Source organism: Mycolicibacterium setense, from assembly GCF_000805385.1.
Classification (GTDB): Bacteria; Actinomycetota; Actinomycetes; order Mycobacteriales; family Mycobacteriaceae; genus Mycobacterium; species Mycobacterium setense.
Map to the genome: position 1 here is coordinate 600510 of NZ_JTJW01000003.1, position 18467 is coordinate 618976.

General features: G+C 65.2%; 17 protein-coding genes. 9 read left to right on the forward strand and 8 right to left on the reverse strand.

Annotated features, from left to right (window positions below):
• Positions 1-7: 7 nt before the first annotated feature.
• Both QQ25_RS04285 and QQ25_RS04290 read right to left on the reverse strand, forming a co-directional pair.
• On the reverse strand, positions 8-1141 hold the full coding sequence (locus QQ25_RS04285; protein ID WP_052235612.1) for a zinc-binding dehydrogenase: 1134 nt from the start codon (positions 1139-1141) through the stop codon (positions 8-10).
• A 9-nt stretch (positions 1142-1150) separates the two neighbouring features.
• On the reverse strand, positions 1151-2734 hold the full coding sequence (locus tag QQ25_RS04290; RefSeq protein ID WP_039377402.1) for an acyl-CoA synthetase: 1584 nt from the start codon (positions 2732-2734) through the stop codon (positions 1151-1153).
• Positions 2735-2836: 102 nt separating this feature from the next.
• On the opposite strand from QQ25_RS04290, the gene QQ25_RS04295 reads away from it, so the two are divergent.
• On the forward strand, positions 2837-4762 hold the full coding sequence (locus tag QQ25_RS04295) for a flavin-containing monooxygenase (RefSeq protein ID WP_039377404.1): 1926 nt from the start codon (positions 2837-2839) through the stop codon (positions 4760-4762).
• Positions 4759-5646, forward strand: a complete 888-nt coding sequence (locus QQ25_RS04300; protein ID WP_039377409.1) for an SDR family NAD(P)-dependent oxidoreductase — start codon at positions 4759-4761, stop codon at positions 5644-5646. The genes QQ25_RS04295 and QQ25_RS04300 overlap by 4 nt, the downstream gene beginning before the upstream one ends.
• Before the next feature lie 9 nt (positions 5647-5655).
• Here QQ25_RS04300 and QQ25_RS04305 read toward each other — a convergent pair whose 3' ends face one another.
• Entirely contained in the window at positions 5656-6321 is a 666-nt protein-coding gene (locus tag QQ25_RS04305; protein WP_052235658.1) for a Dabb family protein, read from the reverse strand.
• Positions 6322-6739: 418 nt separating this feature from the next.
• On the opposite strand from QQ25_RS04305, the gene QQ25_RS04310 reads away from it, so the two are divergent.
• Positions 6740-7960: an NADH:flavin oxidoreductase gene (locus QQ25_RS04310; RefSeq protein ID WP_039377410.1), complete on the forward strand. Its 1221-nt coding sequence runs from the start codon at positions 6740-6742 to the stop codon at positions 7958-7960.
• On the opposite strand, the gene QQ25_RS04315 is transcribed toward QQ25_RS04310, so the two are convergent.
• The 4 genes from QQ25_RS04315 to QQ25_RS04330 form a co-directional block, all read right to left on the reverse strand.
• Positions 7937-8860, reverse strand: coding sequence for a LipP1 family hormone-sensitive lipase (locus QQ25_RS04315; protein WP_039377412.1), 924 nt, complete (start codon positions 8858-8860; stop codon positions 7937-7939). The genes QQ25_RS04310 and QQ25_RS04315 overlap by 24 nt on opposite strands.
• On the reverse strand, positions 8857-9732 hold the full coding sequence (locus QQ25_RS04320; RefSeq protein WP_082017404.1) for an IclR family transcriptional regulator: 876 nt from the start codon (positions 9730-9732) through the stop codon (positions 8857-8859). Before QQ25_RS04320 ends, QQ25_RS04315 begins: the two co-directional genes overlap by 4 nt.
• A 77-nt stretch (positions 9733-9809) precedes the next feature.
• Positions 9810-10817 carry an LLM class flavin-dependent oxidoreductase gene (locus QQ25_RS04325; protein ID WP_039377414.1) on the reverse strand — a complete coding sequence of 336 codons (1008 nt, stop codon included), beginning with the start codon at positions 10815-10817 and terminating at the stop codon, positions 9810-9812.
• A 1-nt stretch (position 10818) separates the two neighbouring features.
• The gene (locus QQ25_RS04330; protein WP_039377417.1) at positions 10819-11757 is read right to left on the reverse strand and encodes an IclR family transcriptional regulator; all 939 of its coding nucleotides are present in this window, start codon (positions 11755-11757) and stop codon (positions 10819-10821) included.
• 53 nt (positions 11758-11810) lie between these two features.
• Between QQ25_RS04330 and QQ25_RS04335 the strand changes: the two genes are divergently transcribed.
• Genes QQ25_RS04335 through QQ25_RS04355 form a run of 5 tightly spaced genes read left to right on the forward strand, consistent with a single transcriptional unit; the run spans position 11811 to position 16479 of the window.
• Positions 11811-13064: a sulfotransferase family protein gene (locus QQ25_RS04335; protein ID WP_039377419.1), complete on the forward strand. Its 1254-nt coding sequence runs from the start codon at positions 11811-11813 to the stop codon at positions 13062-13064.
• Positions 13061-14305: an alkyl sulfatase dimerization domain-containing protein gene (locus QQ25_RS04340; protein ID WP_039377421.1), complete on the forward strand. Its 1245-nt coding sequence runs from the start codon at positions 13061-13063 to the stop codon at positions 14303-14305. The genes QQ25_RS04335 and QQ25_RS04340 overlap by 4 nt, the downstream gene beginning before the upstream one ends.
• Positions 14302-15051, forward strand: coding sequence for an SDR family NAD(P)-dependent oxidoreductase (locus QQ25_RS04345; RefSeq protein WP_039377424.1), 750 nt, complete (start codon positions 14302-14304; stop codon positions 15049-15051). The genes QQ25_RS04340 and QQ25_RS04345 overlap by 4 nt, the downstream gene beginning before the upstream one ends.
• A 35-nt stretch (positions 15052-15086) precedes the next feature.
• A complete protein-coding gene (locus QQ25_RS04350; RefSeq protein WP_039377427.1) occupies positions 15087-16121 on the forward strand; it encodes a zinc-dependent alcohol dehydrogenase in 1035 nt (344 codons plus the stop codon).
• A complete protein-coding gene (locus tag QQ25_RS04355) occupies positions 16102-16479 on the forward strand; it encodes a nuclear transport factor 2 family protein (protein ID WP_234711839.1) in 378 nt (125 codons plus the stop codon). The genes QQ25_RS04350 and QQ25_RS04355 overlap by 20 nt, the downstream gene beginning before the upstream one ends.
• Before the next feature lie 175 nt (positions 16480-16654).
• Here QQ25_RS04355 and QQ25_RS04360 read toward each other — a convergent pair whose 3' ends face one another.
• The gene (locus tag QQ25_RS04360; protein WP_201774195.1) at positions 16655-17569 is read right to left on the reverse strand and encodes a helix-turn-helix domain-containing protein; all 915 of its coding nucleotides are present in this window, start codon (positions 17567-17569) and stop codon (positions 16655-16657) included.
• Between the two features lie 124 nt (positions 17570-17693).
• Between QQ25_RS04360 and QQ25_RS04365 the strand changes: the two genes are divergently transcribed.
• Positions 17694-18443 (forward strand): enoyl-CoA hydratase-related protein, encoded by a 750-nt coding sequence (locus QQ25_RS04365; RefSeq protein ID WP_039377430.1) that lies wholly within the window; start codon positions 17694-17696, stop codon positions 18441-18443.
• The last annotated feature ends 24 nt before the right edge of the window (positions 18444-18467 follow it).

Genomic DNA, 18467 nt, shown 5'->3' on the forward strand with positions numbered 1-18467 from the left:
TTTTTGTTTATGGCGCGATGCTGGCGCGGACGTCGCGCTTGCCATCGGCCGCGGTGAACGCTTCGTTGATGTCATCGAGTGAGTACGACGCCGCGGCGAGTCGCTCGAACGGCAGCTGGTGCTGGTAACGGTCGAGGAAGGTCAACGCGCGGGACAGGACTGCCGGGTCATAGAGCGAGACCCCGACCATGGTCTTGTTGGTGAAGACGAACCGTGACGGGTCGAACGCGAACGTCTTGCCGATGTTGATGTTGCCGATCTCGACGTAGCGGCCGAACTGGGCGAGCATCTGGAGACCCTCGTCGATGGCCGACGGGTGTCCGACAACCTCGACCACCACGTCGGCGCCCTGGCCGTCGGTCAACTTGCGTACGGCTTTGGCGCGGTCCTTGGGCGTGGCGACCTCGTTGAGGTCGATCACCGAGTCAGCTCCGAATGCAGTTGCCAGTTCCAGCCTTTCGGGAACGCCGTCGATGGCGATCACGTTGGCCGCCCCGCGCGCCTTGGCCACGGCCACCGCGTAGAGACCGAGTGCGCCGGCACCCTGAACCACGACGTGCTCGCCGAGTTGCAGATCGACCCGTTCAAGTCCATACATGACCTGCGACAGCGCGCAGTTCGCGCCTGCGGCGATGTCATCGCTCAGGGTGTCGGGAACCGCGTAAACCACTGCGCCGGCGGGCAACAGGTAGTAGTCGCCGTAGCCGCCGACAAAATAGGGCGGTTCGTCGGCGCGGCCCAACATCGCCATTTTCAGGTTCAGGCAGGCGTTACGGCGTCCCGCCAGGCAGTTGCGGCACCTGTGGCAGCAGTAGAAGTACGGGAACACCACTCGCGTGCCTTCGGCCAACGGTTTGCCGTTGGAGTCGGCGGTCACTCCGTCGCCCAGCACCTCGATGGCGCCGACCATCTCGTGACCCAAGACGGTGGGTAGCTGTCCACCCAAGCCGCGGGTGGCGAAGGTGCCATGCCAGGCATGTACATCTGAACCGCAGATGTTCGTCCGCAGAACACGGACCAGAACTTCTCCGGGCCGGACGTCAGGCAACGTCACCGTTTCGATCTGAAATGGTTTGCCGGGTTCGTCGAAGCGCGCGATGCGTCCAGTTCGAGAAGTGTTGGCCTGAGATGTGGAGTGCACAGTGTTCCTTCAGTTGCTGGTGGGTTCGAGGCTGAACCGCTGCCGCAGATCGCGTTTGAGCAGTTTGCCGCTGGGGTTCTTGGGCAGGGAGTCGACGAAGAAGATCTGTTTGGGGGTCTTGAACCCGGCGAGATGGTCACGGCAGTGACGTAGGACCTCGTCTTCGGTCACGGTGGTACCGGCGCGAGTCACCACCGCGGCGACGACAGCTTCCACCCAGATCGGGTGGGCCACCCCGAAGACCGCGGCCTCTTCTATCCCGCTGTGCCGGTAGAGAACTTCTTCGACCTCGCGGCTGGCGACATTCTCGCCGCCGGTTTTGATCATGTCCTTCTTGCGGTCCACGACATGCAGCAGGCCGTGCTCGTCGTAGAAGCCCAGGTCGCCGGAATGGAACCAGCCGCCCGCGAAGGCTTGGGCGGTCTTGTCGTCATCGTCGAGGTAGCCGAGCATCAGATGCGGGCTGCGGTGGGCGATTTCACCGACCGTCCCGGGCTCGACCGGAACATCGTTGTCGTCGAGGATCACGGTTTCGACGTTGACCACGGGTCGGCCCGCCGCGCCCGCGTGGGCATCCTGCTCGGCAGGACCAAGGGCTGAGGCCAGTGGGGCCATCTCGGTCTGGCCGTAGAAGTTCCACAGGCGCAGATTGGGCAGCCGCCTGCGCATCTCGTGCAGGATCTCGGTGGGCATCGGCGAGGCGCCGTAGTACCCCTTGCGCAGGCTGGACAGGTCGACCTCGTCGAACACGGGACTGCGCAGCAGGCTGATCCACACCGTCGGTGGCGCAAAGTAATTGGTGACGCCGTCGCGCTCGATCGTCCGCAGCACCAGCTCTGGATCCGGCCGGGGCAGGATGATGCTGGTGGCGCCCAGGTAGATGTCGGTGGCCAGGAAGTTGTCCAGCTGCGCGCAGTGATACAAGGGCAGGGAGTGAATTTCGACGTCGTCGCCGGACATCGAGCCCGCCACGATGGTGCTGATGTACTGCCACATCAAGCTGCGGCTGCTGTGCATGACGCCCTTGGGCCGAGATTCGGTGCCGCTGGTGTACATCACCCGCAGCAGCTGATCGTCCTCGATCCGGCAATCGGGAACGTCCGCGGTGGTGGTGAGCCATTCGGCGAAATCAGGCCAGTCGCCCGGACCTGACTGGCCGGTGGGGACAAGTGCTGCCTTCGTGCGAACCGCAGTCCCAGCCATTGCCCGTTCGGCCACCGGGATCAGGTCGGCCTCGACGATGAATCCGGCGGCCTGGCTGTGGCCGAGGATATAGGAGATCTCGTCGGGCATCAGCATGAAATTGATTGGCACCAGCACCACGCCGGCGCGGGCGGTGGCGAAGGCCAATACCGCGTACTGCCAGCAGTTGCGCGACAACAACGCGAGTCGCTCTCCGGGAAGGAGACCGTTCTCGTGCAATGCGGCCGCGGCGCGATCCACCAGGTGATCGAACTCGGCGAAACTCAGGGTGACGTCGCCATCGATGATGGCTGTCTTCCCAGGTTGTTTACGCGCCGACCGGCGGGGGATATCTGCGAGGCTGTGGCTGTGAGCCCGGGCGATGACGGCGGCAAGGTCGTCGGAATGCATGATCGGCAGAGTAGGCACGCCAACGGTCACTGCGGTGGTTCGTCTCCCGCTCAGTAGACAGGGAGGGCGCGGTGCGGGCCTCATCCTTCGATACTCGAATCCATGACCGCTACCACTGAATCCTCGTCACTCGCGGATCGTGCCCCAGACCCTGACGTCCTGCGCGCCCATCTCCTGGAGGCGGATCCTGGTGTCCTGGTCGCGGTGTTGGCGCAGATGACAGGTGATCCGGCGGTCATCGATCGGTACGCATCCCAGATCGATCACGTTCCCGATCCGCCCGAGCGAGCCGGAACGACCGATCCCCAGACGGCCGAGATGCTGGCGGACGAAATCATTGCCGCGCTCGGCCAGCCGCGTCCGGTTGGTGCGCTGCCGGTAGACGATCGCGAGTTCTTCGCCAGCCTGCTCCCGATTGCGCTGGGCGGTCCCGTCGACGACGAACACGTCGACCTGCTGTTGGAGCAAGGCGGATTCCGGCCGTCACATCCGACGTTGCCGCGCACCACGCCGATTCCCTCGTCCACCACGGTGGCTATCATCGGCGCCGGTATCGCAGGCATCGCGGTCGCGCTGGCCGCTGCTGAGGAGGGCGTGCAGTTCGAGATCTTCGACCGCAACGACGAAGTGGGCGGCACCTGGCTGACCACCACCTACCCGGGCATCGGCGTGGATACTCCGTCGGCGTATTACTCGCTGTCACGCGAAGTGAACCCGGACTGGTCGAACTATTATCCGCAGGGCGCGGAGTACCAGGCCTATCTTGTCTCGCTGACCGACAAGCACGATCTGCGCCGCCACATCCGGTTCGGTACCGAGGTCGAAGCGTTGTGGTGGGACGAGGAGCGGGAGCAGTGGGAGATCCACTCCCGCTCTGCCGATGGCACCCAGAGCATCGACCGTGCCAGGGTCGTCGTCACGGCGGCCGGCTACCTGAACCGCCCCCGATTCCCGGAGATCAAGGGTTCAGATAGTTTCGCTGGCACGAGTATTCACTCGGCGCAGTGGGACCCGTCACTGGATCTGACGGGTAAGAAGATCGCGGTGATCGGCGCCGGCTGTACTGCGGTCCAGATCATCGACGCCTGTGTCGACGAGGTCGAGCACTTGACCGTCTTCCAACGTCAGCCGCACTGGGTCGCCCCCCGAAAGCGCCCCTCCGACGAGGTGCCCGAACACCGACGCTACCTCGGGCGTGCACTGCCGTTCTATTCGATGTGGCACCGGCTCAAGTCGTACTGGGGCACGGCGGACAACAACTACCCGATCATCCTGCAGGACCCCGAATGGTCCAAGACGCACCTGTCGATCTCGCCGACGAACGACGTGCTTCTGCAGATGTGCCTGGACTACATCGACCGGATGTTCGGTGCTGAAACAGAATTGGCGCAGAAGGTGACGCCGGATTTCGCCCCGTACGGCAAGCGGATCATCCGTGACCCAGGCGGTTACTACGCCGCGCTCACTCGCGACCACGTCGACGTCGAGGCGAGCGAACCCGCGGAGATCAACGAGCGCGGCATCGTCACCGCCGATGGTCGCCAGATCGACCTCGACGTGATCATCTACGCAACCGGTTACCATCTGGATTTCCTGTCCACTGTGGATATTCGGGGCAGGGACGGTAAGACCCTGGCCCAGGTGTGGGGCGACAGTCCCAGTGCCTACCGCGGCGGTACCGTACCGGGGTTCCCGAATCTGTTCATCACCTCCGCGCCGAACTACAGCCCGGGACATGGTGCAGGGGCCAACTTCTCGATGGAGATCTTGGCGCACTACATCCTCGAGTGCCTGCAGCTGATGGCGCTGCGCGGCGCGTCGACCATGGAAGTCACCCAGTCCGCGTTCGAGGATTACGTCGACGGGATCGACAAGACCATGCAGGGCACAGTGTGGTGTCACACCCCTAACGCGCACACCTACTACCGATCGCAGTCCGGACGCGTCGTGGTGGCCACGCCGTACCGCCTGGTGGATCTGTGGCACCAGCACCGCGCGCCGATCGAGCAGGATTTCGTTCTCCGATGAGCCAGATGCTCGCCGGTAAAACGGCATTGGTCACCGGAAGCAGCCGCGGCATTGGTCGCGCGATCGCCCAGCGGCTGGCGGCGGAAGGCGCGACCGTGGCCGTGACCGCGCGCTCCCACACCCCGACACCGTCCACGCGGGCCGGGGTCACCGAGGCGATCCCGGGAACGATCGAGGAGACCATCGCTCTCATCGAAGACGCCGGGGGATCGGCCTTCGGAGTGGCTGCCGATCTCGAGGACGCCACCGCCCGTGACGGATTGATCGATGCTGTCATCGAACGCACGGGTCGGCTGGACATCCTGGTCAACAACGCCGGCTATGCCGACTATTCGGTCATCGAGGACATGCCGGTCGAGACCTTCGACCGTACTGTGGAGCATTATCTGAAGGCGCCGTTCGCGTTGACGAAAGCCGCTGTGCCGCACATGCGTGCGCAGGGCGCAGGGTGGATCGTCAATATCGGCTCGGTGACCGGTGTGGCCCCGGTCCGGCCGTACCGGGATTACAACAAGACCGCGGGCGACGTGATCTACGCGTCGTGCAAGGCCGCACTGCACCGGTTCACCCAGGGCGTGGCTGCGGAACTACTGGACGCCGACATCGCGGTGAACTGCGTCGGACCGTCGACCGCGGTGCGCACGCCCGGTGCGGCGTCGCTGATTCCGGACACTTTTCCCACCGAACCCGTTGAGTACCTGGCCGAGACGGTGCTGGCGATGTGCCATCTGCCCGCTGCGGAGCGGACCGGCCTGGTGGCATTCAGCCTCCACTACCCGTGGTCGCAACAACTTCCGGTGCACTCACTCGACGGTGCGACGGTGTTGCCGCCGTTGCAGCCGCCGGCGTCCGCGAACCCCAACATTCTCGACGCGGGAATCTAGCCGGTCGGCCTAGAGCACGGGGGCGGCCAGCTCGCAGAAGCTGTGGCATACCCGGTCGCGGACGATCATGTCCGTAGTCTCCGGATCGAACCAGCGATCGACCACCGCCCAGTGGATCGGGTGCATGAGGTAGGGACCCATCAGACCGTCGACGTCGGTGAATTCCTGCTCGAAGACGTGGGTCCATTCGCTGGTTCCGATGGCCTGCTCGACCCGGCTCAATTGCCAGGCGGCGATGGTCGGGACATATCGCGGCATCATCGCGAGCTCACGCTCGAATGCCGTGACGGTCTCGGCCTCGACCTCAGCGGGAACCCGCAGCAGCAGTGCGCGATACACGGTGCCGCTATCCCTGCGGGCCGGAGCGCCCCGGTAGGTCACCCCATTGACGTGGGTAATCGCCGGGTCGGACAGCGCGGCATCAAAACCGCTTTTCGCCCAGGCATCTTCGTCGGAGAACCGCAGATGCACCAGGATGTCACCACCGTTGCGCGATCCGGACAGCGTCGGCTGCACCAATGCCTTTGACGCGCCACTTCTCTCGGCCGTGTCACGCAGCGCGTCGAGAACCCGGCCCCGTTCGGACTCGGCAACATCTACCAGTCGAGTGACCCCGAACGTGGGTGCACCGGTCGAGGGGACCGGCGGCGCTGGCGCGACCGCCTCCTCGTCGATGTCTCCAGCGGCCGACGCGACACTGCGGTCGCGTTCGACGACAAGGTCGGTGATGCTGTCCCACCACTGGGCGACGGCCGGATCAGGGCGGCCCTGCCACGTCATCTGCCACCACGCCTGCGGACTGGGCAGCGACCAGGTGATGGTGACGACGTTGGACCGGTCGTCGAACCAGATGGGCGGGCTGACGAGCACGTCCCGCAATGTCATACCGCGCGCACGGGCACCCGGGGCATACCCGGACAGGTACGCGTCGATGAACCTCTGCGCACAGCCTGGTGCGGTGACCACCCGGTCGATGACGAAAACCTCAGCCATCACGCGAGATTACGGCGCGCCACCCCAACTGCATCTATCCGTTCCCGGCCACCGGGAACCCACCGTTGACCACTCCGTACTCTGCGACGATGGTGGCCCGATGACCGATCCGTCCAGCCCAGATCCGTTCGCTCCGGCCCAACTCGGCCCGGTACGGCTGCGGAATCGCGTGATCAAAGCCGCCACGTCGGAAGGCCGCTCACCCGACGGACTGGTCACCGATGACCTCATCGACTTCCACCGCAGCTTCGCCGAGGGTGGCGTCGGGATGACCACCGTCGCGTACTGCTGTGTGTCGCCCCAAGGTGCCAGCGCACCCGGTCAGATCGTCATGGACAGCAAGGCGGTACCGGGCCTGCGCCGGCTCACCGACGCGGTACACGATGCGGGGGCAGCCATTTCGGCACAGCTCGGGCACGCCGGGGTGGTGGCGCAGAAGAAGCTGACCGGTGTCACGGCTGTAGCGCCGAGCCGGTTCGTCAACCCGACCTCGTTCGCCTATTGCCGTGAGATCACCCGCACCGAAATCGACACGGTGATCACTCAGTTCGGTGATGCGGCCCGAGTCGCGTTGGACGCCGGGTTCGATGCCGTCGAACTGCACTTCGGTCACCTCTACCTGCCGAGCTCGTTTCTGAGCCCGCTGATCAACCGCCGCAAGGACGAATACGGCGGATCCATCGACAATCGGTCACGGCTGGTCCGTGAGATCGCCCGACACGTTCGTGGCGTCGTGGGCGATCAGATCGCGGTGATCGCCAAACTCGATATGGATGACGGGCTTCCGGGCAGCATCTGGATCGACGAGGCACTCAGGACAGCCCAACTCCTCGACGCGGATGCGACCCTCGATGCCATCGAACTCACCCAGGGGTCCTCGGTGTACAAGCCGATGTACCTGTTCCGGGGCGATGTGCCGGTCAAGGAGTTCGCCAAGGTGATGCCACCCGCGTTGCGCCCGGCGGTCAGGCTCGTCGGCAAGCAGACCATGGGCGTCTACCCGTACCGGGACCTCTACATGCTGGAGGCGGCACGGCAGTTCGTCCCCGTCATGCGCAACACCAAACTCATTCTGCTGGGCGGCATCACCGATCGCGACCACCTGGAGACGGGGCTGCGGGAAGGATTCGACTTCCTCGCCATGGGGCGGGCATTGCTGCGCGAGCCCGACCGGGTCAACACCATGATGGCCGAACCGGCATCACGCAGCCGCTGCAACCACAACAACAAGTGCATGGTGACCGTGTTCGGCCGCACACACTGCGTCCTCGATCCCGGCCAACGCTACGGGGCTGCCCTATCCGCCGAGCAGATCACCTAGCGCGCGACTGGCCTCTCGTCGCGCCCGGTGGGCGATGTCGAGCATCGGCATCGTCATGAATCCGTGGATGCCACCGTCGAAGGCGCACCGGGTGATCGGCACACCCGCTGCCTCCAGCGCGTCGGCATACGCGATGCCCTCGTCGCGCAATGGGTCGTGGCCGGTGAGAACCACCACCGCCGGCGGTAATCCGCTGAGGTCGCCCCGCAGAGGCGAGGCGTACGGATGCCGGCGATCGGTGACCTCGGGCACGTACTGGTCCCAATACCACTGCATCGCCGGCCGCGGGTTGTAGAAGCCTTTCCCGAACAGCCCGTAGGACTCGGTGTCGAAATCCGCGGCGATCACTGGATATAACAGGAGTTGCCCGGCCAATTCTGGCCCACCGCGGTCGCGGGCCATCAGGGTCGTCACCGCGGCGAGATTGCCGCCTGCGCTGTCGCCGCCCACGGTGACGCGTGATGGGTCGGCGCCGAAATCGGCGGCGTGCTCGACGGCCCAACTGGTGGCGGCGTAGAAGTCCTCGGCCGCTGTCGGCCAGCGGTGCTCGGGCGCCAACCGGTACGCCACCGAAACCACCACGGCGGGAATGAGATTGGCCAGGTTGCGGCACAACCCGTCGTGGCTGTCCAGGTCGCAGAACACGAATCCGCCGCCGTGGGCGAACACCAGCATCGGTAGCGGTTCGGAACTGTCGGGCCGGTAGACGCGGACGTCGATACGTCCGTTGTCGACGGCGACCTGGTGGTCGGTCACGGAAGCGACCGGCTCGGGATGAGGGTTGGCGACGAAGCGTGCGCGGATCTCGGCGCGGGCCTGCGCGCCAGTCATCGTGTGTACGGGCGGGAAGCCTGAATCGAGGGATTCGATCAGATCCGCGATCTGAGGATCGAGGGTCATGCCGGCATCAGGGCAGCTCGAGAACCGGCAGGGCCGCCGACGCGCAGCGGCCGCAGCGACTGCAAGGTCGGCACCACTCGATGCGGCCCGCCTTCGGTGTTGCGCCAGATGCCCATCGCCGTCATGCGTACCGGAGCGGCCAGCCGCTGGTCGAAACTGATCCGGCTCATCGGACCGCACACGGACACCGCGGCAACCGCAGCGCCGGCCGGCCCGATCGGCGCTGCCACACAACCGAATCCGGCCAGCGATTCTTCCCGCTCGAATGCCACGCCATGGGCACGGACTTTGGCCAGCTCGGCTTCCAGCTGTCGTTCCGAGCCGATCGAGAATCGCGTCATTCGCGAGGCGAGGTCGACCTGGACCGATGGGTTGTCGGCCAGGATCGCCTTGCCCACCGCCGTACAGTGCGCGGGCTGTCGTCCCCCGATGCGGGTGGGGATGGCCGCCACCATCTGGCCGCCGATCTTCTCTAGGTACACCACGTCGGACCCGTCGAGGACCGCCAGGTGCACCACCAATCCGGTGGCCCGATGCAGATCACGCAGCAATGGGATCGCAGCGCAATGGATGCGGTCCTGGTGTAGCGCCAGCGATCCCAACTCGACCAGGCGCATGCCCAACTCGTAGTCGCGGCCGTCGCGGCGCAGCCAGCGCAGCTGCACGAGGCGCTCGAGAATGCGGTGAGCCGACGAGCGGGGCAGGCCGGTGCGACGCACGATGTCGGCTAGCGTCAGGCGCGCGGATCCGTCGAAGGCATCGAGGACCAGGGAAACCCGGTCGATCACGGCGTTCGGCGTCTCGACGGTCTCCTTCTTGCAGGTGGTCGCCTTCTTTTCGGTGGTCACAGGCTGTTCGATGATCGCGGTCATGGGGTCCTCCGGGCTGCAGATACTGCCAGTCACATATGACTAATAGTCATATGACTACCACAAGTATGTGGCCGCTGTCACGTTTCTGCCTGATCGTGAGCGTGACGGCTGCTCAGCCGCGGGAGCACTTCGTCTGTGAGCAGCTGAACCGACTTCCATGCCTCGTCGATCGGCATCCCGCCGACCAACGGGTGAAAGACCATCGCCCCGTAGTCAGGGCAGCCTTCAGCCTCGGCGACCAGCTCGTCGGGTGTCAGGAATCGGTATCGGCCCGAGGCCCTGACCGCGTCGAGCGTCTTGACGCCCGGGAGATGCATCGATGACAGCGGTACGCCGTCGACCCAGCCGCCGTAGGTCACGGCCTCCCAGAGGATGTGCCGGCCCAACTCGGCCCACGCCTTCTCGGGGTCCTCGTGCAGAAACACCATTCCGCGGTTGACCGCGGCCGGCATGATGAGGGCCGGTGCCACGTCCGCCTTCCGGCACAGATCGAGGTAGTACCGGGCGAGTTCGGGAAGATGCGCCGGCAGACTCAGCCCCAACTTGAATCGCACTGCGCGTCGGGCACTCGCCTGCACGCCGCCGCCCACGTACAACGGTGGATGGGGTTGCGACCAGGTGCCGGCGCCGATGCGCGCGCCTGAGTCACCGTCGGCGGACCACGCCGCGAGCAGTGTCTCGAGCAGCCGGTCCATGAGTGCGCCCCGGCGGTGAAAATCGACACCGAACCCTTCGTATTCCACCGTCCGGTATCCCAAACCGATGGTCGTCGAGAGTCGTCCGGCGCTCATGAGGTCGACGAAGCGGATGTCTTCGGCCAGCCGCAGCGGATCCCACAGCGGACCGAGCGCGCAGTCGATACTCACGATGAGATTTCTGGTGTTCTGCAGGAACAACGCTGCCGCCATGATCGGATTGGAGCTCCAGCCATGGCCGGTCACGTGGTGTTCGTCGATACTCACCGCGGCCACACCTCGCGTATCGCCCCACGTCGCCATCTCGAGCGCGGCCAGAATCGACTCCCGCTGCGTCGCCGGCTCCCCGTTGGGCGAGGCGAAGTTGAATCTGAGTATGGGCAGTGTCATCTCAGTGATTCCGATCGGCGTAAGGGATCGCGGCGGCCGGGACATGTTGCGCGATCAGGGAACTGGCTTGCCCGGCGAACTCGACGACCTTGGTGCCGACGCTGCGGACTTCCTCATTGGTGACCCGCTTGTACGGCTGCGCGGACACCGACATCACGACGTTGCCGTGCCCGTCGAAGATCGGTGCCGAGATCGTCGCGAGTGGGCACTCCTCGACCTTGCTCAGCTCGCCGGGCAGGAAGTCGATGATCGTCAGATCGGCCACGGCCCCGGCCAGTCGCGCCGCCACAGGGTCCGGCGCAGTGGCTTCATCGAGGGCCATCAGGGCCGCGAACACCTTGAGCAGGGGGTCGGTGAGCCGTTCGATTCCATAGCCGCGTTTCTGGATCGCTTTGAGCACCTTGGGCATACGCGCCCGGTACACGTCATTGACAGGGCCCGCGGCGGCCATCCACTCATCGCCCACCTCCGCGGGCGCCCATGCGACGAACTCGCGGCCGAACGGCGCTACGAAGGGTAGGCGGACGCCGGCTTCCACGGGCGGGCGGTTGGCGCCGGGAGAGGCTGACTCGATCACCGCGATGGAGCCGTCCCTGAGTTCGGAAATGCATGCGGCCATGCCGATGTCCGAACACAGCTTCCGCAGCGGCTCGCGCAGCATTCGCGACAGCGGGGCTGTGGATGCAGACGTGGTGGGAAGGCCTGCGCCCAGGCGATATCTCCCGCTCAGTGGGTCACGCTGCACCCAGTCGCACGAGCAGAGCGTGCTCAGGATCGCGTGCCCGGTGGATCGACTGATTCCCAGCTCGCGGCAGATTTCCGCCAGGGTCAGGGGGTGGTCTGCCCGGTCGGCGAGCAACTCGACAACCCCGACGACACGACGGGTGGGCGGCGAAGGGTCTTGACCCTGCTCGTCGGACTGGCCTAGCTTGGCGTTCATATATTCGGACACTACATCGAATATTCGTCATTACAAGCCCGTGAAGGAGCAGCGTGCCGAACAGCGCACTGGGCATCGAGGATCTGACCGTCCCCGTGCTCAACCCGATACAACGGGAGGTTCTCGCGCAGCTGGAGAACCTGTCGGTGGACCTCGATCCAGCCGCCCTGATCGCCGAGGCGATCGAGAAGACGGGATTGGAGGACTTCGGACCCGACGATTTCCATCCACGGCTGCAGGCGTACGCCGCGGCGGTCGACGCCGACAGCGGCAATACGAACCTCAACCGCTTTATCCTGCACAACCGCATCGTTCGGTTGCTCACCCAACGGTTGTTGTTGACGGATCTACTGCGCCGCTATCCCGAGATCCACGACATCGAGATCGAGAGGCCGATCATCGTCGTCGGCCTTCCTCGTTCGGGGACAACGCATCTGGTCAATCTCATCGCCTCCGATGCCAGGCGGCGGGCCCTGCCGTACTGGGAGAGCCAGGAGCCTTTCCCCCTGCGCGGTGAAGGCCCCGACGTCAACGGCGTGGATCCCAGGTTCGCGCGCAGTGTCGCGGAGCACGAGTCGGCCATGGCCATGACTCCGTTGGTGCAGAACATGCACGACCGGTTTCCGCAGGCGATCGAAGAAGAAGTCGAGATCCTCGATCTGGACTTCGCGAGCTATGTGCTGGAGTGGCATTGCCGAGTGCCGCAATGGCGCGACTTCTACCTGGGATTGGACCAAGACCAGCATTACGGTTATCTACGTACGGTTCTCAAGGCTCTGACATTCTTACGCGGTCCGCGTCAGTGGGTGCTGAAGTCGCCGCAACACTGTGAGCAACTCGGACCGCTGACCCGCACGTTCCCGGATGCCACCGTCGCGTTCACCCACCGTGACCCCGTCGCCGTCATCCAGTCCGCGGTCACGATGCTGGCGTACGGAGATCGGATGCGGCGTACGGAGATCGATCCGGAAGGGCTGGTGGACTACTGGATCGACCGGATCGAGCGGCTGCTGCGGGCTTGTGTGCGCGACCGGGATCTGATCGGCCCGGAGCGCAGCGTCGACATCGGGTTCCATCAGCTCAACGGCAACGAGATACCGATTCTCGAAACGTTGTACGGCTACAACGGCACTGCCCTGACCGGGGATACTCGCGCGGCGTTTACCCGCTATCTCGATGACAATCCGCGCGGCAAACACGGCCAAATACGGTACGACCTCCAACGCCACTTCGGCCGGACACCGGACGAAGTCCGGTCCCGCTTCGGGTTCTACTTCGACCGATTCGACGTACGGGAGGAAGCGTGACCAGCTACCAACCCGCATACTTGAGCCGCCCGGGTGCCGACGACATCGTGGGGGCGGGTGCTTCGGCCGAGCAAGTGAGCCCTGGCATCTGGGTCTCGCCGGGGCTGTCGAACTCGTACCTGCTGACGACCGAGGCAGGCCGGATTGTGCTGAACACCGGGATGGGTTTCGAGGGGCCCGTGCACCGGGCCAACTATGACGCCATCGATACCGCGCCGATCCGCTACGTCATCCTGACCCAAGGGCATGTGGACCACGTCGGTGGCCTCGACACCGTCGCCGACCCCGACAGCGAGATCGTCGCCCAGGCTGACTGGCAGACGTGGCGGCGGGACAACGAACTGCTGGCCGAGTTCCGGGCCAGGAACTCGGCGTTCGCGTGGGTCGACAAGGTGATGGACACGATCGGGCGCACCGCGGCACGATTCGGCCCGCCGCCGCCGCAGAGTGTCCCGACCCCGACGATGGTCGTCGATGACGAACTCGTCATCGAACTCGGCGGGCGCCGTTTGGAGCTGTATGCCACCCCCGGTGGCGAGACCACCGACAGCTTGGTGGTGTGGCTCCCGCAAGAGGGGGTCTGCCTGTGCGGCAATGTATTCGGCGCGCTGTTCGGACATATTCCGAACCTGGTGACGATGCGCGGGGACCGCTATCGGGATGCGCTGACGGTGGTCGAGTCCATCGACCGGGTCCGGGCGTTGGGCGCCGAGACGTTGCTCACCGGGCATTTCGGGCCGATCGTCGGCAAAGGCCGAATCGAGTGGGAGTTGACGCGACTGCGTGACGCGGTGATGTACCTGCACGATCAAACTGTCGCGGGGATGAACGCCGGCAAGGACGTGCACACCTTGATGCGGGAAGTGGTACTACCGCCCGAACTGGAGGTGGGTCAAGGCTACGGCTTGGTCCGCTGGAACGTGCGAGCCATCTGGGAGAACTACGCCGGCTGGTTCCATCATCGGTCGACGGCCGAACTCTATGCCGACGCTCCGGGCGCCACCGAGGCTGATCTGCTCGAACTCGCCGGCACAGCCGCGGTTCTCGGCCGGGCCCGCGCACTGCGCGACGCCGGTGAACCGGTGCGTGCCATTCGCCTGGCCGAGATGGTGCACCGGGCCGAGCCCGACGACGGCGAGGCCAAGCAGGTGTTGATCGCTGCTCATCAGGATCTACTGCAGGGCAGTACCAATTTCTGGGAAGCAGCCTGGCTGCGCGAAAAGATCAAGGAATTCTCATGACAAACCGTGTGCTGTTCGACTTCTCCGGTACGACTGCCCTCGTCACCGGAGGCACCAGCGGGATCGGGCATGCCACCGCCCTGCTTCTGAGGGACAGCGGCGCCCAGGTCACGATCACCGGGACGCGAGGCGGTCCGGAAGACTACGACGTCGACCTGTCGGGACTGAAGTATCGACAGCTGGCGCTGACCGACGCAAACGGAATCGATGCGTTGGCAGAAGAATTCACCGAACTGGACATCCTGGTCAACAACGCCGGGGCCAACTTCCCGGGCGGGCTCGACGAATCGACCCCGGAGGGTTTCACCGAATCGGTGGCCGTCAATCTGCTGGCGCCGTTCCGGTTGACCGAACGGCTGTACGGCGCACTGAAATCGTCGAACGCGCCGGGCGGGGCCAGCGTGATCATGTTCGGCTCCATGGCGGCCATCCGGTCGGTGCCGGTGGTGCCCGGGTACGGATCGGCGAAGGCCGGGGTGCTCGCGCTCACCCGAAACCTGGCCGTGAAATGGGCCGGCGACGGCATCCGCGTCAACGCCGTCGTGCCGGGACTCGTGGCCACCCGGATGACCGCGCCGATGGACTACGTGCCGGAGATCAAACAGGAACAGATGGATCACATTCCGCTCGGCCGCTTCGCCACGCCAGAGGAGATCGCCAGCCCCATCCTCTACCTGTGCAGTGGAAATGCCTCGTACAACACCGGATCGGCGCTCGTCGTCGACGGTGGCTACAGCGTGCTCTGAGTCATTCAACGACATCCGTGAAAGGGAGCTCAATAGTGAGAGCAGCCATCATCACCGCCCCTGACAAAACCGAGATCTCGGACGTACCGACGCCCGAGATAGGGCACAAGGACGTTCTGGTGAGAATCCGGGCGTGTGGAATCTGTGGGTCCGACACGATGTACATCTCCATCGGCGGATTGCCGCCACGGCACGGCTGTATGCCGATCGGCCACGAACCGGCCGGTGAGGTAGTGCAGGTCGGGGGCGACGTGCGCGACATCGCGGTCGGCGACCGGGCGGTGGTCAATCCGATGGCAATCGCCGATGACATCATCGGCAACGGCGGTTCGACCGGTGCGCTGGCCGACTACCTGCTCATCAAGGACGCCATTCGGGGGCAGAGCCTCGAGGTGGTGCCCGATCACGTCCCGTACGAGGTCGCGGCCCTCAACGAGCCCATGGCGGTCGCCCTTCACGCGGTCAACCAGGTGGCGCCTCGGACGAACGACCAGGTGTTGGTGCTCGGAGCCGGTCCCATCGGCCTGGGCATCACGATCGCCTTGAAATCGAGGGGAGTCAAACACGTTGTGGTGGCGGATATCCTGCCGTCGCGGCTGGAGAAAGCGCTGAAAGTCGGCGCGGATGCGGTGATCAACTCCAGGGACGAGGACGTCGTCGCGCGATTGATCGAACTGCACGGACCAGGAGATTCGATGTGGCCGAACAAGGCCGGCACGGACGTGTTCCTGGACGCCGCCGGCGTTCCGGCGGCCGTCGACACGGCCCTGGCCGCTGCCAAGCGCGGAGCCAAGCTCGGCGTCGTGGCCGTTCACAAAGAGCCCATCGGCATCGACTTCATGAACGTGATGAGCAACGAACTGACGATCATCGGTTCGATGGGCTATCCCACAGAGATCTTCGAGGTGACCAAGGACATCATCGACAACTGGGAGAAGTATCAGCTGATCATCAGCCACACCTTCGATTTCGCTGACCTCGACCAGGCATTGCAGTGTGTGGCCACGCCGGGCGCGGCCGACAAGGTCGTCATCACGATGAGGGGTGATGATGTCGTCAAACAGGGATGACCAGATTGCCGAAGTGATTCGCCGCTACGTTTCGCTGCTCGCGACCGGTAGTACCGATGATCTCCTGGAGCTGTTCGCCGAAGACGCGACCGTGGAGGATCCGGTGGGCAGTGATGTCCGCGCCGGCCGGAATGAGATTCGCGAATTCTTCTCCACCTTGCAGGAATTGGAGCGCCAGACCGAGTTGGTCCTGCTCCGTGTGGTCGCGAACGAGGCAGCGTTCTCGTTCACCATCACCTTCAAGGTCGGCGACACCCCGATGCGCCTGCAGCCGATCGACACGATGACATTCGACGGGCACGGCAAGATCACCTCGGTGCGAAGCTATTTCGCGCCTACGGACCTTGCTGAGGCATAGCTGGCTTCACCTACCGAGCTTCAAACCGAATACGAAAAGATCGCGAGACACCTCGAGGTGTCTCGCGATCTTTTTCATACCTGGCGTGTGCCCGATGCATGAGTCTGGGCGATGAAGCATATGGCTGGTCAAAACTGTTGCGGCCGTACGGATGACCGCCCTAGGGGCTAACGCCCTAGGCATCGCTCGCGCAGGCGTGGCTCCCGGTGGTGGCGTTGATGGTGGCAGCGGCGGCGGCCACCCGATGTGCGAGTTCCTCGATGGCACGGGAGGACAGCGCCCGCAGCGGATGGATGCTCACGCTGAAGGCGACCCCTTCGCTCTGGGGATCGAAGATCGGCGCGGAGATGGCCGAGACCATCTGCTCATCCGCCCCGTTCTGCGGACCAGAGTGCAAGCTGTTGGTTGTCATCTCCACCAACAGCCCGTCGATGGCGCGGCGGGTGGCCTCGGTCAGTGGTTCGCCATGGAGAGTGGTCATCAGTTTCACCGCTCGTCCCATGGCCTGGCTCACGCTCTCGACGCTGTACCCGCGATCACGGGTCGCGGCGAGGAGCTGCTCGAGGCCGTCCGCCAGCGCGCCATGGGTTACGGCCCCGCGCTCCATCCAGGCGCGGCGTGCTTCGTCGACGTCCCACGCGACGAAGACAGAGCCGAGCGGCGCTGCGAACGGAAGGCGGTCGCCTGCCGCGATGTCGAAAGCTTCCTTGCCGCCGTACTCCAAGGTGGTGATAACGAGCGACTCCCCGACGCGCTCGGTGACCGATGCCGGATAGCCGAGGTCGCTGGCGAGGTAGCGGACGGCGGTGTGGGCCGCCGTCAGCAGGCCACGGTCGGCACCGGATTGAGCTGCGGCGACCTTGAAAGCGGGGCCGAGCGTGAAGCTCCGGTCTAGCGGGTTCCGCACGGCCCACCTGCGGGCGCAGAGGGACGTCATGATCGCGTGGGCGGTCGCTTGCGTCAGGCCGAGGTCGCGGACGAGATCGCTGAGCCGGGGTGGCTCTGAGCCGCGCCGGGCCAGGAGTTCGAGGACATCGATCACCCGCTCCGTTGGCCGGGACGCGACCACCGGCACATCTTGACCTCCCATGCGGGTGAGTATACGTTCATCGAAATAACGACGGTCGCGATGTCGACTATTCGACATCGCGGCGGGGGTCCTTGCGACGCGTCGGAACTCGGGCCCCTTTCCCAACGAGCACAGGTGGACAACGGTGAGCCTTGTGACCAGCCGGCACGGCCGGGTCCTTGTCATGCGCATCGACCGGGAACGCAAGCGCAATGCGCTCGATGCAGAGGTCACCGCCGGTATCGACCGGGCGATGAACGAGCTCGAAGACGACTCCGACCTTTGGTGCGGGATACTCACCGGCGGGCCCGCCATCTTCTCCGCAGGTGCCGACCTGGCCAGCGGACCTGGTGAACCCACCGAGCGTGGTGGTCTTGTCGGACTCATCCACCGCAAGCGCACCAAGCCGCTCATCGCCGCGGTCGAGGGCCTCGCGCTCGGCGGCGGCCTCGAGCTCGTGCTCTGTTGCGACATGGTGGTCGCAGCCCGCGATGCCCAATTCGGTCTCCCCGAGGTCAAGCGCGGCCTGATGCCCGACTTCGGTGGCGCCTTCCGGATCACCCGCGCGCTGCCCGCCAACGTCGCCCATGAACTGCTCGCCACCGGCGACACCCTGACCGCCGAGCGCGCCGAACGCCTGGGCTTCGTCAACCGACTCACCGCTCCCGGCGCCGCCCTCGAGGGCGCGCTCGCGCTCGCCGAACGCGTCAACGCCAACGCGCCGCTCGCGGTCCGCGCCGCCCTCGACACGGCCCGCTCGGCGGTCGCCTCGGACGAGACCGCCGACTGGGAGCGCAGTCGCGCGGCTCAGCGGGGGTTGCTGGGCACGGCCGATCTCGCCGAAGGTCTGGCGGCGTTCTTCGAGCGGCGACCGCCCCGCTGGAGCGGTCGGTGACCCGATGAAGCGCATTCAGAGAAA